Source organism: Flavobacterium sp. 270 (assembly GCF_004368785.1).
Classification (GTDB): domain Bacteria; phylum Bacteroidota; class Bacteroidia; order Flavobacteriales; family Flavobacteriaceae; genus Flavobacterium.
This window is the reverse complement of sequence record NZ_SODM01000002.1, coordinates 278076-294503: the sequence shown is the minus strand read 5'-3', so window position 1 is coordinate 294503 and position 16428 is coordinate 278076. Positions and strand designations below refer to the sequence as shown.

Annotated in this window: 12 protein-coding genes and 1 tRNA gene; 9 read left to right on the top strand and 4 right to left on the bottom strand. The window is 34.5% G+C overall.

Annotation, left to right across the window (positions count from 1 at the left end; all coding sequences use genetic code 11):
• Positions 1-94: 94 nt before the first annotated feature.
• Entirely contained in the window at positions 95-1126 is a 1032-nt protein-coding gene (locus EV144_RS08580) for a LacI family DNA-binding transcriptional regulator (protein WP_134147998.1), read from the bottom strand.
• A gap of 236 nt (positions 1127-1362) precedes the next feature.
• Between EV144_RS08580 and EV144_RS08575 the strand changes: the two genes are divergently transcribed.
• The 4 genes from EV144_RS08575 (at position 1363) to EV144_RS08560 (ending at position 10079) form a co-directional block, all read left to right on the top strand.
• A complete protein-coding gene (locus EV144_RS08575) occupies positions 1363-4338 on the top strand; it encodes a SusC/RagA family TonB-linked outer membrane protein (protein WP_134147997.1) in 2976 nt (991 codons plus the stop codon).
• A 37-nt stretch (positions 4339-4375) separates the two neighbouring features.
• Positions 4376-6004 carry a RagB/SusD family nutrient uptake outer membrane protein gene (locus EV144_RS08570; RefSeq protein WP_134147995.1) on the top strand — a complete coding sequence of 543 codons (1629 nt, stop codon included), beginning with the start codon at positions 4376-4378 and terminating at the stop codon, positions 6002-6004.
• An 18-nt stretch (positions 6005-6022) separates the two neighbouring features.
• On the top strand, positions 6023-7120 hold the full coding sequence (locus tag EV144_RS08565; RefSeq protein ID WP_134147993.1) for a SusE domain-containing protein: 1098 nt from the start codon (positions 6023-6025) through the stop codon (positions 7118-7120).
• 82 nt (positions 7121-7202) lie between these two features.
• Positions 7203-10079, top strand: a complete 2877-nt coding sequence (locus tag EV144_RS08560; RefSeq protein WP_134147992.1) for an alpha-amylase family glycosyl hydrolase — start codon at positions 7203-7205, stop codon at positions 10077-10079.
• Between the two features lie 75 nt (positions 10080-10154).
• Here the strand turns inward: EV144_RS08560 and EV144_RS08555 are convergent, their stop codons facing one another.
• The 3 genes from EV144_RS08555 to EV144_RS08545 form a co-directional block, all read right to left on the bottom strand.
• On the bottom strand, positions 10155-10379 hold the full coding sequence (locus EV144_RS08555; RefSeq protein ID WP_134147991.1) for a DUF6814 family protein: 225 nt from the start codon (positions 10377-10379) through the stop codon (positions 10155-10157).
• 11 nt (positions 10380-10390) lie between these two features.
• Positions 10391-11884 carry an MFS transporter gene (locus EV144_RS08550; protein ID WP_134147989.1) on the bottom strand — a complete coding sequence of 498 codons (1494 nt, stop codon included), beginning with the start codon at positions 11882-11884 and terminating at the stop codon, positions 10391-10393.
• Between the two features lie 313 nt (positions 11885-12197).
• Positions 12198-12270 (bottom strand) — tRNA-Phe (locus tag EV144_RS08545).
• Positions 12271-12369: 99 nt separating this feature from the next.
• Between EV144_RS08545 and EV144_RS08540 the strand changes: the two genes are divergently transcribed.
• The 5 genes from EV144_RS08540 to EV144_RS08520 are packed head-to-tail and all read left to right on the top strand — an operon-like array spanning position 12370 to position 16398.
• Positions 12370-13104, top strand: a complete 735-nt coding sequence (locus EV144_RS08540; RefSeq protein WP_134147988.1) for a type III pantothenate kinase — start codon at positions 12370-12372, stop codon at positions 13102-13104.
• A complete protein-coding gene (locus EV144_RS08535) occupies positions 13097-14326 on the top strand; it encodes a hypothetical protein (RefSeq protein WP_134147987.1) in 1230 nt (409 codons plus the stop codon). Before EV144_RS08540 ends, EV144_RS08535 begins: the two co-directional genes overlap by 8 nt.
• A gap of 52 nt (positions 14327-14378) precedes the next feature.
• Entirely contained in the window at positions 14379-14930 is a 552-nt protein-coding gene (gene lptC, locus EV144_RS08530) for an LPS export ABC transporter periplasmic protein LptC (RefSeq protein WP_134147985.1), read from the top strand.
• Positions 14931-14941: 11 nt separating this feature from the next.
• A complete protein-coding gene (locus tag EV144_RS08525) occupies positions 14942-15136 on the top strand; it encodes a hypothetical protein (RefSeq protein ID WP_134147983.1) in 195 nt (64 codons plus the stop codon).
• Between the two features lie 2 nt (positions 15137-15138).
• On the top strand, positions 15139-16398 hold the full coding sequence (locus tag EV144_RS08520; RefSeq protein ID WP_134147982.1) for a hemolysin family protein: 1260 nt from the start codon (positions 15139-15141) through the stop codon (positions 16396-16398).
• The last annotated feature ends 30 nt before the right edge of the window (positions 16399-16428 follow it).

Sequence of the window (16428 nt, the reverse complement as noted above, 5' to 3'; positions counted from 1 at the left end):
AGCGCCGTAAAAGTAGTATTTATTTTTTTAAATATGCTAACAAAAAAGCCATAAATATTAATTATGGCTTTGGAAAAGGTTGATTTTAAGAAAATTAGTCAGTAGATTCTCTTTTTATAAGATGTGTTTCTATCACTTCGGTAGTATAATTTTCGTTTTCTTCTTCATCGTCGTCGTGTTCGGCTTCGAGTCTTTCGATCAGCATTTTGGCTGCTTTATTACCCATTTTTTCACCGCTTTGGCTAACGGTTGTAATACTTGGCGTTGAATATTTAGAGATAATTCCGTCAGTAAAAGCAATTACGGCTAAATCTTCTGGAACTTTCAGTCCCATTTTACTTGCTGTTTTGATAATGGTAACGGCAAAAAGCTCATTTACAGCAAAAACGGCATCGAATGCTCTGGCGTGTAAGAGTTCGCTAATTGTGATTTCGCAGGTATCAACATCTTCAATTTTGATAATTAAATCTTCGTTGAAAGATAAACCATTGTCTAATAGTGCTTTTTCGTAACCGTCGGTTCTTAATTTTCCAACGCTTACATAATCTACAGTTGTTACAAGAGCGATTTTTTTACGCCCATTATCAATAAGACTCTGAACAGCTTCATACGCTGCAGCTTTATCATCAATAATAACTTTATCGCATAAAATATCGTTGGTCACGCGGTCGAACATTACGACTGGCATTCCCTGATTGATAACTTCTGTAATGTGGTGAAAATCACCTTTGTATTGCGTTTCTTTAGAAAGAGACATGATAAAACCATCGATACTTCCGTTGGCTAACATTTCCATATTTAGGACTTCTTTATCGAATGAATCGTCCGACAAACAAATCACAACACTGTATCCATTTTCATTGGCAACCTGTTCAATTCCGTTGATTACAGTAGAGAAAAAATAATGTACAATTTCCGGAATGATAATACCAATACTTTTGGTTTTCCGATTTTTTAAACTAAGGGCAATGTTGTTAGGTTTATAGTTGTAAAACTTGGCAAAAGCCTGCACTTTTAAGCGCGTTTCTTCCCCGATTTCCAGACTGTTTCTAAGTGATTTTGAGACAGTTGAAATCGATACGTCGAGTTCCTTTGCAATCTGTTTTAGGGTTATTTTACGTTTCATGTTATTTATATGAAAAAATCTAATTGATAATAAAGGTAGATTTTATTTTAATAATTGATAATTTTTGACTGAAAAGATTACAAAAAATAGAAAGTTTTCAACACTACCACGTTTTCGTAACGCATTATAATTGGTGTCTGGTCGAGCATGTTAATAAATTCATAATTTTGAAATTCGAAGTAAAATTAAAAACTTAACTAACAAACAAAAACTCAAAACTAATTTAAACAAAAAGTATGAAAACAATTTACAAAAAGTTGTTATTTTTATTCCTATTGTTACCGTTTACTGTACTAGCTCAAAGTACTTTAAGTGGAACTATTGTTGACAAAGCTACAGGTCAGCCAATACCAGGGGTAAATGTAAGTGTACAAGGTGCTCCGGGCGGAACATCAACCGGATTTGATGGTAATTACCAGCTGTCAAATGTTAAAAACGGTAACAAAATTATCGTTTCTTTCATCGGTTATAAAACTGAAACCATTGATTATAATGGTCAAAAATCATTAAATATTTCTTTAGAAGAAGATACGAATCAACTTAAGGAAGTTGTGGTACAAGTAGGTTATGGTACTGTTAAGAAAAAGGACGCAACAGGATCTGTATCTCAAATTGCTGCTAAAGATTTTAATAAAGGTATTAACGTAACTCCAGAAAGTTTAATTAGCGGCCGTATTTCGGGTGTAAATGTAACAGGAGGAGGAGCACCGGGTGCAAAAGCAGATATTAGAATCCGTGGAGGATCTTCTTTAAATGCTTCAAACGAACCTTTAATTGTATTAGACGGATTGCCTTTAAGTAACACTGTTCCAAGTGGAGCTACAAGTATCTTGTCTACTATTGATCCTAATGATATTGAGTCTTTTACAGTTCTTAAAGATGCTTCTGCTGCTGCGATCTACGGATCTCGTGCTGCAAATGGTGTAATCGTTATTACAACTAAAAAAGGAACAAAAGGCGGAGTTAAAGTAAACTTTAGTTCTCAGGTTGGTGTCAATACTGTAGCTAATACAGTAGATGTAATGAGTGCAGATCAATTCCGCGAATTGGTAAACACAAAAGGTACACCTGCTCAACAAGCTTTATTAGGTAATGCTAATACAAACTGGCAGGATGAAATCTTCCATACAGCGCTTACAACAAACAACAATATCTCTGTAAGTGGTTCTTTATTTAATAAATTACCAGTACGTTTATCTGTTGGAAATGTTGATAATCCTGGAATCTTAAGAAACACTTCTTTTGAAAGAACTACGACATCGATATCGTTAAACCCTGTTTTATTTGATAATCACTTAAAAATTGACATTAGCGGAAATTTATCTTTTGGTAAAAACCAATTTCAAGATGAAGGAGCGGTTATCGGAAGTGCAATCGGATTTGATCCAACACAACCAGTTTATCAGGCAGGTTCTCGTTACGGAGGTTATTTTGAATGGTTAGAGCCAACTGGAAACTTACCATTGTTACCAGCAAGAAACCCTGTTGCAAGATTAAATCAAGACAACAGAAGAGCAACTTCTACAAGAAAATGGGGTAACGTAAGATTAGACTACAAACTTCATTTCTTCGAAGATTTAAGAGTTGTGGTAGAAGCTGGAATCGATAGATTTGACAGCAGCGGATTTACTGAAGTAAGTACTCAAAGTGCTTTAGGATATCAGCCAAAACCATTTACTGATGCAGCTTATGTAAATCTAGGAAACTATAATAGTTACACAGATGCATTACAGAACAAAAACTTAAATGCTTACTTTAATTATACTAAAGATTTAGGGAAATTTAAAATTGATGCAACTGCTGGTTACAACTACCAATTGTTTCAAAAAGAGAAATATTCTTCTGGAGAAGTTAGACAGCCAAATCCTAACGAGGATGTTGCTACAGATCCAGATGTTAACCTTCAATCGTACTTCGGTCGTTTGAATTTAGGTTATGACAGCAGATACCTATTGACTTTAAACTACAGAAGAGACGGAACTTCTCGTTTTTCTGAAGCGAACAGATGGGGTAATTTTGGTGGAGCTGCTTTTGCATGGAACTTGTCTGAAGAAGAATTCTTAAAAGGGAATGCAACACTATCTACTTTAAAATTAAGAGTAGGTTACGGTACAACTGGTCAGCAGGATATTTCTGCGCAGTACGATTATTTACGTAGAGTAACCATTGGTACAATTAACTCTCAGTATATTTTTGGTAATACAGTATATTCTACAGCTAGACCAGAAGGATACAACGAAAATATCAAATGGGAAGAATTGGCAGAAACTAACGTTGGTATCGATTACGGATTCTTACATGATAGAATTACAGGTTCGATCAACTTCTTTAATAAAAAATCAACTGATTTATTAGCTGATATTGCAGTTCCTGATGGAGCAAATATTAGAAATCAAGGTTTCTTTAATATTGGTAGTGTAGATACAAAAGGTATCGAGTTTAGTATAGCGTCAGACATCGTTAAAACAGATAATTTGACTTGGAATGTAGCTTTTAATACTACTTATATTGATCAAAAAATTGGTAATTTAGGAATTACTGTTCCTGGTTTTCAAGGTTACTTAGCGGGTGATAATATTGCCGGAGGAAGCGGAAACAAAATCCTGATCAATTCAGTAGGATATGCTCCAAACTCTTTCTTTGTTTATGAGCAATTATACGATGCTAACAAAAGACCAATTGCTGGAGCTTATGTGGATAGAAACGGAGATGGAAAAATCGATGCGGGTGACCGTTACAGAGCTGCTAAAGTAGCACCAGATTACACTTTTGGTTTATTTTCTACTTTAAACTACAAAAAGTTTGATTTTACAATGAACTGGAGAGCAAGTGTTGGAAACCATATTTTTGATAACGTAAGTTCTAACTTAGGATATTCTGATGCTGGTTTAAGAAGACAAACAGATTTGTCTAACGTAAGTTCTGATTACTTCAATACAGGTTTTACTTTTGAAGATAATGGTACAGAGCGTTATTTGTCTGACTATTTTATTAAAGATGCTTCTTTCATAAAATTAGATAATGTTACTCTTGGGTATACTTTTGATAAAAACTTAATTAAAGCTGCTTCTTTAAGATTTACAGCTGGTGTACAGAATGTTTTCGTATTAACGAAATACAATGGTTTAGATCCTGAGAAATTCAACGGAATTGATAATAATGTTTATCCAAGAGCAAGAACATTCTTGTTTGGAGTGAATGCGAATTTCTAATAGTAGACTGAAAATCAAAAATTTAAAAATAAACAAAATGAAAATATCATTTAAATATATATCTTATTTCTTCCTATTTATTTTAGGATTAAATATGACGCTTACTTCGTGTACGAGCGACTTAGATGTGACGCCAAAGGATGATGATGAATTTTTATCTGAGACCTTTTTTCAAGATCCTAAATCGTACAAAGAAGTTTTGGCAAAATTATACGCTGGACTTTATGTAGGTGGTAATGATGGAGATGGAGATGCTGCGGTTCCAACAAAAAGCCCGGATATCGCTGGACTTGGAGGAGATTTTAGTAGTTACTTAAGATTACTTTTTGTAACTCAGGAATTTACAACAGACGAAGCTATTATTGCTTGGGCAGATGGTACTTTGCCAACATTAAATTCTCAAACATGGTCACCAGCTAACGAATTTTTGGCTGGAGCTTTCTCTAGAGCATTTTACCACATTAGTGTTGCCAATGAGTTTTTAAGACAAACTACAGATGAGAAATTAGCAGCAAGAAATGTTGATGCAAACCTAAAAGCTGAAATTGCAACTTTTAGAGCAGAAGCTCGTTTCTTAAGAGCATTTTCATACTACAACTTAATGGATTTGTTCGGAAATGTGCCAATTACTACAGAAAAAGATCCTGTTGGATTCTTTTATCCGGAACAAAAAACAAGAGCAGAAGTTTTTGCTTTTGTTGAATCTGAATTAAAAGATTTAGACGGAAGCCTTGCAGCTTCAAAAACAAACGAATACGGTAGAGTTGATAAAACGGCTGCTAAATTTTTATTAGCTCAGGTTTATTTAAATGCTAAAGTATACACAGGAACTGCAAGAAATGATGAAGCTGCAACTTTGTTAAATGATATCATTACAAGTTCAGGTTATACTTTTGCGAATGTTCCTTACGGAAACTTATTCGCTGCAGATAATAACAGAAACGGTGCTCAAAGCGAAGTTATCTTCCCAATTGTTGGTGATGGTAATGCAATTAGAGCTATTGGTGGAGGAATGAGTTTTATCATGCACGCTTCTATTGGAGGAACTATGAATGCAGCGTCTAGAGGTATGGACGGTGGATGGCAAGGGATTAGAACTCGTAGAGAGTTTGTAAACCTTTTTCCAGACGCTACTGCAACGGGTGATAAAAGAGGAACTTTTTATACAGACGGACAAGCTAAAGATATCAGTAACGTAGGAACTTTTACAGATGGTTATGCGGTAACAAAATACATCAATGTTAATTCTGACGGTACTGCTGCTCAAAGAAATGATATGCCAGATATCGATTTCCCAATGTTCAGAATTTCTGATGCTTATTTAATGTATGCTGAGGCAACTCTTAGAGGAGCAACTACAGGAAACATAAATACAGCTTTAGGTTATGTAAACAAAATCAGAACAAGAGCGGGCGCAACAAATATTTCAGCTGCACAATTAACTCTTGATTTTATTTTAGATGAAAGAGGAAGAGAATTGTTCTGGGAATGTCACAGAAGAACAGATTTAATTCGTTTCGGGAAATTTACCGGCGGATCTAAAATCTGGCAGTGGAAAGGTGGTACTGTAAATGGAGGAGCAACTGAAGCTTACAGAGATTTAATGCCAATTCCTGCAAGAAACATTCAGGCAAATCCAACATTGAAGCAAAATCCAGGGTACTAACATCTTATAACCATTAAAATGAAAAATATATATAAAATTTTAATCGCATTTATTGGTGTATTGGCGGTTTCGTGTAATGCGGATGCTGTAGACGAAAGACAAGTTCTTGACGCTGTTACAGTGCCAGAGATTACTGCACCAGCAACAGGGAAAACGTATGTTTTAGATGTTGAAAAAGCACAAGAAGAAGCAGCTAAATTTACTTGGTCTGCTGCTGCATATTCTACAGACGTAGTAATAAAATATACCTTATTGATTGATAAAAAAGGTGGGGATTTTACTGCGGCAAAAACGCTTGCAACTACAACAAATATTGCAGAAGCTTCAATTCTAGCCAAAGATTTGAATCAGGCAGCAATTGATCTTGGTGGTAAACCAGAAATAGCAGCAATGTATGATATAAAGATTGCTTCAAATGTATCTGGTGGTTTTGTACAAACAGGAAAGGGTTTGATTACAATTACTGTAACTCCTTATGTTGGAAAAGTTGATTATAACTTTAATGACTGGTATTTAGTTGGAGATGCAACTGTTTCTGGCTGGGATAACAATAAAGGAAACCAAATCTTATTCAGAAGCGGAACAAATGCTAATGAATATGTATTTACAGGATTCTTTAAAAAAGGATATTTCAAAGCTATTAAAAACCTAGGAAACTGGGCTCCAATGTACGGAGGTTCTGCTGGGGCATTAGCTTACAGAGGAACTGATGGCGATCCTGATCCAGCAAGTATTGAAATCACTGCTGATGGATATTATAAATTCAAAATGGATGTTCAAAAGTTAACTTACACTTTAGAGCCATACGCAGCTGGAGCTGGTGCAGCAATTTATTCTACAGTAGGTATTATAGGAAGCAGTACAGCTAAAGGTTGGGATGCTTCTACAGCAATGGTAAAATCATCTTTCAATGCACACATCTGGACATTGGGTGTGACTTCATTAAATGATGGAGAAGCTAAATTTAGAGCAAATGATGCATGGGATGTTTCATGGGGAGGCAAAACTGCTTTCTCTGGTGGAGGAACTGGAGATAATATTCCGGTAGCAAAATCTAAATATCTAATTTATTTCAATGATTTAGACGGAAGTTATGTAATGATTCCAAATCAATAATAAACTTCTTAAATATTAAAAAGGGCTATCTGCGGATAGCCCTTTTTTAATCCAACTAACTATTTAGCTAACCACTATTATTATGAAAAGAACTTTACTAATATTATTTTTATTGTTGTCCTTTGCTGTTTCTGCTCAAGTGCAGACAGTGACCTATACAATAAATCCAACAACATTTGAAGATACTGCATCCGTAACCATTACAATTAATGGAACCAGTGTTAACGAAACTTCGTGGGGAATAAGTGCAACTCATGCTTTATACCTTTGGTCGTGGTCTTATGATGTAAACGATACAAATCAAGCCGATAGTCCGTCTAACGGATCCTGGACAGCATCTAGTGATTCAAGTGCATTTACATACAATGCAGGAACAGATACTTATACTAAAACAATTACACCTTCTGTATATTTTGCCAGAAACGGCATAGGAAAAATTGGTTTTCTTGTTAAAGCCAAAGATGGAACTGGCGATAAAAAATCGCAGGATATTACAGTTGAAGTAGGATCGTTTCAAGTCTCACTGACTTCTCCGATAGAAAACAGCACTTCAATTATTGCTTCTGGCGCAAATTTTAGTATTGCTGCTACAAATACAAATGGAACAGCAAGTTATACCTTAAAATCAAACGGAGAGACAATCAACACAAATGCAAGTACTTCAAGTTATTCTTATGCAGATACAAATGTTACAGCTAATCAAAGTTATGAATTAAGTATAACTCAGGGAGCCACAACAATCGTCAAAAAGTTTTCGGTAGTTGTAAATCCAAATACGGTTTCAGAAGCAATGCCAACGGGTTTAGTTGACGGAATTAACTATAATACTTCAGATGCATCAAAAGCAACATTAGTTTTAGATGCTCCATTAAAAGATTTTGTTTACGTTGCCGGAAGTTTTAATAATTGGCAGCCAACATCGGCCTATGCCATGAAAAAAGACCCAGTGTCTGGAAAATTTTGGATAGAACTTACAGGTTTAGTTTCCGGAGTTAATAATACGTATCAATATTGGGTTGTAGATGCAACGCCGTTGGCCAATTCTCCGTCAATGGTAAAAACTGCAGATCCTTATTCTACTTTAGTTTTGTCACCTTATGATGATGCTTCGATTCCGGCAGCAAATTATCCAAATATGCCGGTTTATCCAGCAGGACAAAATTTTGAAGTTACGGTTTTAAAAACAGGACAAATCGCTTACAATTGGCAGGTTACCAACTTTACTAAACCAGAGAAAGATAAATTGGTAGTGTATGAAGTTTTAGTTCGTGATTTTGATGCCAGTAAAAGTTACCAAAGCTTGATTGACAGAATCGATTATTTTAAAAACCTTAAAATAAATGCCATCGAATTAATGCCTGTAATGGAGTTTGAAGGTAACGAAAGCTGGGGCTATAATACCTCATTTCACATGGCTTTGGATAAATTTTACGGAACTTCAGACAAACTAAAAGAATTTATCGATTTATGCCATCAAAACGGAATTGCCGTTATTCTTGACGTAGCTCTAAACCACGCATTCGGAAGAAATCCAATGGTAAGAATGTGGATGAATGATCCTGATGGTGATGGTTTTGGATCTCCAACAGCAGAAAATCCATATTTTAATACCGTTGCAAAACATACTTATAGTGTAGGTGAAGATTTTAATCATCAATCGCTAAAAACACAATATTATGTAGAACGAGTTGTAAAACAATGGATTCAAGAATATAAAATTGATGGTTTTCGTTGGGATTTAACAAAAGGATTTACACAAGCTTGTACAGCATTAGATGAATCTTGTACTAATCAGTATCAGCAAGACAGAGTAGATATTTTAAAAAAATATGCTGATTATTCGTGGAATCTTGATCCAACACATTATACCATTTTTGAACATTTGGGAACGGATGCCGAAGAACAGCAATGGGCCAATTACAGAGTTGGAGAAACACCAAGTAAAGGCGTGATGATGTGGGGAAAAATGACCGATCCGTACAATCAACTATCTATGGGATATGCAACGGATAGTAATATTTCTAAAATGGCAAGTGCCAGTCGAGGTTTTACCGCAAACCGCTTAATGGGTTATGCAGAAAGTCATGACGAAGAACGATTAATGTACAAAAATGTTCAATACGGAGCTTCTTCAGCAAGTTATAATGTAAAAACATTAAATACTGCATTATCAAGAATGCCGGCTATTGGAGCGGTTTCTTTATTAGTTCCTGGTCCAAAAATGATTTGGCATTTTGGAGAATTAGGCTGGGACGATTCTATTTTTACTTGTAACAATGGCACTGTAAATGATGCATCAGGAACAATTCCCGGCGATTGTAAACTCGATACAAAACCACAACCTCAATGGGTAGAAAATTGGGCAGGAGATTCAAACCGAAATAAAATCTATAACGATTGGGCAAAAATGATTACGCTTAAAACTGTAGAACCTGTATTTTTAGGAACGCCTACAATTGCCAGCGCAAATTCATTAAGTGTAAACATTAAAATCACCAATGCAGCTTTGGCTTCAACACAATTAAAAGATGTTTTAATCATAGCCAATTTTGATGTTACAACACAAAATGTACCAACAGGATTTCAGTACACAGGAACTTGGTATAATTTAATGGATAATTCAGCTGTAAATATTACAGATGCTTCTGCGCCAATTAGTTTAGCTCCGGGCGAATATAGAATTTACGGTAATAAACAAGCAAATTTAGCAATAGAAAATTTTGAAAAAGGAAATACAATAAGTTTGTACCCTAATCCGGTTTCCAATTATTTTACTTTAAATTTTAAAGCATCTAAAGTGCAGGTTTATGCCCTTTCAGGCCAATTAGTAAAAAGTTATACGCCAAACGGAAATACTGATTTTCAGTTTGCAGTAAACGATTTAAAAACAGGAATATATATAGTAAAAGCTTTCGACGAAAATGACAAAATTCAAGTCGTGAAGTTTATCAAGAATTAGGTTTGGTTAGTAATGTAAAAGGGCTGTCTATTTCTGGACAGCCTTTTTATTTTGTGGTTTTTTGTGGTCTTGTGTTTATTTCTTTTTGTTGTATTCTCCAATCACAGCAAAATAACCAAAAGTTCCCAGACCCAGAACAATTAGCGGTGTTAGAATAAAAAGGATAATAATACCAAATACTAAATCGTCTTGTTTGTCTGAAAGCAGTTTAGGTAAACCAAATTCAAACACGCAAAAATAAGCAGCAGCCACTGCCAGGATTACCCATAAAACACCCAAAATTTGTTTAATCGCGTCCATGTTCTAAAAATTTAAAGGTGAGTAGTTTTGTTTTTATTATCAATATAAATCATTCCAATTACAAAGCAGACCGAAGCAATAATAATAGGATACCATAATCCGTCCAGATAAAAATCAGGTTTTCCAGCTTCTTTAGCATGCGTTACAAAATAAGTTGAAATCGCCGGAAGCAAACCTCCAAAAATTCCATTCCCAACATGATACGGCAGCGACATCGAAGTGTATCGAATCTTAGTAGGAAACATTTCCACTAAAAATGCTGCAATCGGACCATATACCATTGTAACAAATAAAACCTGTATAAAAACCAGGAAAATCAAAGTCCATTCATCACTAGAATTTATTGCAATAGAAATACTTGTTTGTGCTTCTTTATTAGGTACATACGTTTTTTTCTCCACCGCGGTTGTACCATCAGTATAATTTTTTTGTGTCGTAGTTACGACATCTCTGTTGCTTTTAGTTTCTGTAGTTTGTTTTGTTTTTTCGACAATTTCAGTTTTGTACGTAACATCTGTAGTGTTGTACATCATTTTATAAATTGGTCTGTAAAATAGGATGGCAAGAAGCATCCCAGACATCATAATATATTTACGTCCCACCTTATCACTCAGCCATCCAAAAACGATAAAAAACGGTGTTCCAATTAATAACGCAATTCCCAGTAAGCCGTCAACCTGCGAAGAATCCACATTCATTACCGTCTTCATAAAACTCATCGCATAAAATTGCCCGGTGTACCAAACCACACCCTGACCCATTGTAGCACCAAATAAAGCCAGTAAAACAAATTTTAAATTATATCGGTTACCAAAGCTTTCCTTTAGCGGATTGGTGCTCGTTGTGCCTTCTTTTTTCGCTTTCGCGAAAACTGGAGACTCGTCCATATTTTTTCTAATTAAATACGAAACCCCAACCATCACAATAGAAACCCAAAACGGAACACGCCATCCCCAAGTATCAAAATCTTCAGGCGAAAGCACATTTTTTGTGGCCAGAATAACCATTAATGAAATAAAAAGTCCGACAGTTGCCGTAGTCTGAATCCAGGAAGTCCAATATCCTTTCTGTCCTACCGGTGCGTGTTCGGCTACGTATGTTGCTGCGCCGCCGTATTCGCCACCAAGAGCAAGACCTTGTAATAAACGAAGAATCAAAACCAATAAAGGCGCAAAAAAGCCAATCGTTTCGTAACTCGGAATACATCCAATGAGAAAAGTAGAACCTCCCATTAATAATAAAGTAGCCATAAAAGTATATTTACGACCAATAATATCACCAAGTCTTCCAAAAAACAAAGCACCAAAAGGGCGAACTACAAATCCGGCTGCAAAAGTCGCCAGCGTAGATAAAAATGCTGCAGTAGGATTGTCACTTGGGAAAAATTTGGTTGAAATGACAACTGCCAAACTACCAAAAATATAAAAATCATACCATTCAATCATGGTTCCCATTGAAGATGCCGAAATCACTTTCCAAATGCCCTTAGTAGAAGTTTTGCTCATAAAACTGCTTTATAATCTTATTAGTAAAAGAAAGATAAAAATATATTTTTACGAATATAGAAGATATATTTTTATTCAGTCAATACTTTTTTAACAAAAACCAATTATTTATTGACAATTTGAGATTATGCACAAGAAGTAACAAAAGGCTTAGTAGAAAAAGTTTTACCGCAAAGAAACGCTAAGATTTAAGCAAGGTTCGCAAAATCTTGTTTTAGGTTGAGAAATATACGTTGTGTCTTTTCGGTTAAAAAATCTATAGGAAAGTATTAAAAACAAAAAACCCGAATATTGCTATTCGGGTTTTTAAAGGTGGTGCCTCCAGGGATCGAACCAGGGACACATGGATTTTCAGTCCATTGCTCTACCATCTGAGCTAAGGCACCGTGCTGATTGCGGGTGCAAAGATAGAATCATTTTTCGTTTATCCAAAACATTTTTTAAAAAAAATCAATTCGTATCTTCGCAGAAACAAAAAAGGAAACATGATTTTAACGGTTGATGTTGGAAACACTAGAATTAAAGCAGCTGTCTTTGAGGGAAATACTGCTCTGGAAAATTTTATTTTTGACAAAGAAGAATTCGAAAAAGAAATTAAAAAAATTTTAAAAAAATTTCAAAATTGCTCTGATTTAATCGTTGCATCAGTCGGAAAAATCGAAAAAGAGTCTTTTTTATCTTTCGAAAAACAGCTTAAAGTCCATTTTTTAACCAATGAAGACATTTTTCCTTTCATAAATAAATATGCGACTCCAAAAACTTTAGGAATTGACCGTATGGTTTTGGCTGCAGGCGCAACTTTACAATTTCCAAAACAAAACAGATTAGTTATTGATGCCGGAACATGTATTACCTACGATTTTATCGACGAAAATGATCATTATTTGGGCGGAGCGATTTCGCCGGGACTTAGATTGCGATATGAATCCCTGCATCAGTTCACGGCCAAACTGCCTTTGCTGACTTTAGAATCGCCGGAACATTATATAGGAAACTCAACAATACAGGCGATTCATTCGGGAGTTGTTAACAGTTTGGTCTATGAGATTGACGGTTTTATCGATGAATATCGAGCAAACTTTGCAAATTTTATAATAATTTTAACGGGAGGCGATGCAGAATTTTTGGCTAAACGATTAAAAAATACCATATTTGCCAATTCAAATTTCCTTTTGGAGAGTTTGAACCAAACATATCAATATAAAATCGACAATGATTAAAAAAATTATAATAAGCGCTTGTTTGCTTATATCGTTCGTTTCATTCGCTCAACAAGGTACAGCCTCGCCTTATTCTTTCTACGGAATTGGAGATGTGAGATTCAAGGGAACTCTTGAAAACAGATCTATGGCAGGTGTTGTTGTAGAGCAGGATAGTATTCACTTGAATATAGAAAACCCTTCAAGTTATGCTAGTTTGATTCAGACAACGTTTACTGTTGGAGGTACTTTCGGGACATCTAATTTAAAAACCAGTACACAATCTGAAAAAGCACAACGATCTACTTTTGATTATTTGGCGGTTGGAGTTCCGATGGGAAAATTCGGAGCAGCTTTTGGTTTGATCCCTTTATCTTCTGTAGGATATAAAATTTTTGATAATAATACGGATACTGAAGGAGCAACAAGTACACAGCTTGACGGAAAAGGTGGTGTAAATAAAGTGTTTTTTGGTCTAGGTTATAAAGTAAATAAACACTGGAATATTGGAGCTGATGTGCAATACAATTTTGGTAAAATCACTACAACAAGTGTAGAAGGAATTACTGGAGTTCAAAACGAAACAGCAGAAGTAAATACGGCAGAGTTATCTGGAGTTAACTTCAATATTGGTACTATGTATCAAAAGAAAATCGATAAAAAATTAAGTTTGTTTACTAGTTTGAATTATACTTTTGCAAGTACTTTAAGTTCAAAAAGTACAAGAGTTATTTCGGTAAATGGAGATCCGCTTCCATATTCTTATGATCCGCATGAAGACGATTTAAAATTACCAAACAAACTAACAATTGGTGCCGGTATCGGAGAAGCCAGAAAATGGTTAGTAGGAACCTCGATGTCTTTTCAAGGAAACGGTCAATTTGCAAATTATTACAATTCTAGCGAAACAGTTCGTTACGAAAAATATGCAAAATATGCTATTGGAGGATATTACCTTCCAAACTATGCATCATTTACAAGTTACTTAAGCAGAATTACATATAGAGCTGGTTTAAAATACGAGAAAATCGGTTTAGTAGTCAATAACGAATCAATAAATGATGTCGGAATGACTTTAGGTGCAGGAATTCCAATTCCGGGATCTTTCTCCAATGTCAATGTAGGAGTTGAGTTTGGTAAAAGAGGTACAGTATCTTCAAACTTAGTTCAGGAAAATTATGTAAACTTCAGCGTAAGTTTCTCTTTCAATGATAAATGGTTTGTAAAAAGTAAATTTAACTAAGCATACGCTTTTATGTTTTTTTAAGCTCATTGCAATTTACTACATTTGGCGAATGAATTTACTAAAGAAATATAGTATAACAGTTGTCACAGTTTTTACTGTGGCATTGTTTTTTGGGTGCGAAAGTAATTTTAAAGACGTCCAGAAAATTAACTTCTCTGAGTTTGTACCGGGAAGCGATGCCGATACTGTAAACATTAAATATACCGATTCTGGACGCATAACAGGAGTGCTTATTAGTCCAAAAATGCTGGATTATTCTAATTTGGATTTCCCTTTTACAGAATTTCCCAAAGGAATCGATCTTACCATATATGATAAAAAACAAAAGCGTACTTTTATAAAATCAAATTACGCCGTTTCGTATAAAACTACAGGAATAATTGATTTACAGGGAAAAGTGAAAATCACGTCTGAAGAAGGACAGGTTTTAGAAACGGAACAATTGTATTTCGACCAGAAAAACGAATGGTTTTATACGGAAAGAAAATTTAAATTAACAGATGCTAAAGGAGTTTCATACGGACAAGGAATTGATTTTAGCAAAGATTTTAAAGTGATCAATTCGCAGCGAATAAGCGGTGAGATTGAATCAAACGAATAAAAATAAAGATTATGGGTTATTTAAAATATACACAATACGTTTACATCTTATTTGCAGTTTATTTTGTCTATGACGGATTTACAAAAATTAATGAAGGAAATGACAAATCTACTTTAAGTTTTTTAATTGCAGGAATGGCTGTTTTTATGTTTTTCTTTAGAAGAAGATTTGCCAGGAAATTTGATGATCGTAATAAAAAACAGTAAAAATGGAAATTAGTATTATAATATTATGTTTAATACTAGCAGCCTTTTTCTCGGGAATGGAAATTGCTTTTATTTCCTCGAATAAAATTTATCTTGAAATCGAAAAAAAGCAAGATAATTTTCTGTCCCGAATCCTGACTAAACTTACTGAAAATCCATCAAAATTTATTGCCGCAATGCTTATTGGTAATAATGTTGCTTTGGTGATTTATGGTTTTTTTATGGGTGATCTAATTCTTCACTGGATTACCAAATCAACATTTCAGTTTTCTGAGATAACAAGTCTGCTTATTCAGACTTTAATCGCAACTTTTGTAGTTTTGATAACGGCAGAATTTTTTCCGAAAGTCTTTTTTCAGATTTATGCCAATTCCTTAATTAAGATATTTGCAATTCCTGCCTATTTGTTTTACAGGCTTTTCTATTATATCTCTAGTTTTTTTATATGGATAGCAGATTTAGTTTTGAGCAAATTTTTCAAAACCGAAGGCGATCCTGTACAATTGTATTTTAGTAAAATAGAATTGGGAAATTACATAACCGAGCAGATGAATGCTGTAGAGGATGATGAAGAAGTAGATTCTGAAATTCAGATTTTTCAAAATGCTTTAGAGTTTTCTGGAGTTAAGGCTCGTGACATCATGACGCCGCGAACAGAAATTGTAGATATTGACATATTTCAAAGTGTCGAAGAATTAAAAGCATTGTTTATAGAAACCGGTTATTCTAAAATTGTAGTCAGTCAAAATTCATTAGATGATATTGTTGGTTATGTGCATTCTTTTGATTTGTTTAAAAAGCCGAAAACAATAAAATCAGTTTTAATGACTGTAGAATTTGTTCCGGAAACAATTCTAATAAAAGACGCCTTAAATCTGCTTATTAAAAAGCGAAAAAATGTTGCGGTTGTTTTAGATGAATACGGAGGAACTTCTGGTATTGTAACCATTGAAGATATTGTTGAAGAACTTTTTGGAGAGATTGAAGACGAACATGATTCTGACGAAGAATTGATAGAGCAAGAACTTGGAGAAGGTAAATATTTGTTTTCTACTCGATTAGATGTTGAATACTTAAACGAAACCTACGATTTAATGATTCCTGAAGAAGATTCTTACGGGACTTTAGGAGGTTTTATAGTAAATTCTACCAAAGAAATACCTCAAAAAGGGGATAAAATCATCATAAATAACTATCATTTTGTGATAGAAGAAGCAACAGATAAGAAAATCGAATTGGTCAGAATGACAATAAAAGAGTGATTTTTTTCATTAATTAAAAAAATTGTGCAA

Coding starts and splice junctions, on each gene's coding strand:
- EV144_RS08580 (WP_134147998.1), bottom strand. CDS start 1,126: ATGAAACGTAAAATAACCCTAAAACAGATTGCAAAGGAACTCGACGTA.
- EV144_RS08575 (WP_134147997.1), top strand. CDS start 1,363: ATGAAAACAATTTACAAAAAGTTGTTATTTTTATTCCTATTGTTACCG.
- EV144_RS08570 (WP_134147995.1), top strand. CDS start 4,376: ATGAAAATATCATTTAAATATATATCTTATTTCTTCCTATTTATTTTA.
- EV144_RS08565 (WP_134147993.1), top strand. CDS start 6,023: ATGAAAAATATATATAAAATTTTAATCGCATTTATTGGTGTATTGGCG.
- EV144_RS08560 (WP_134147992.1), top strand. CDS start 7,203: ATGAAAAGAACTTTACTAATATTATTTTTATTGTTGTCCTTTGCTGTT.
- EV144_RS08555 (WP_134147991.1), bottom strand. CDS start 10,379: ATGGACGCGATTAAACAAATTTTGGGTGTTTTATGGGTAATCCTGGCA.
- EV144_RS08550 (WP_134147989.1), bottom strand. CDS start 11,884: ATGAGCAAAACTTCTACTAAGGGCATTTGGAAAGTGATTTCGGCATCT.
- EV144_RS08540 (WP_134147988.1), top strand. CDS start 12,370: ATGATTTTAACGGTTGATGTTGGAAACACTAGAATTAAAGCAGCTGTC.
- EV144_RS08535 (WP_134147987.1), top strand. CDS start 13,097: ATGATTAAAAAAATTATAATAAGCGCTTGTTTGCTTATATCGTTCGTT.
- lptC (WP_134147985.1), top strand. CDS start 14,379: ATGAATTTACTAAAGAAATATAGTATAACAGTTGTCACAGTTTTTACT.
- EV144_RS08525 (WP_134147983.1), top strand. CDS start 14,942: ATGGGTTATTTAAAATATACACAATACGTTTACATCTTATTTGCAGTT.
- EV144_RS08520 (WP_134147982.1), top strand. CDS start 15,139: ATGGAAATTAGTATTATAATATTATGTTTAATACTAGCAGCCTTTTTC.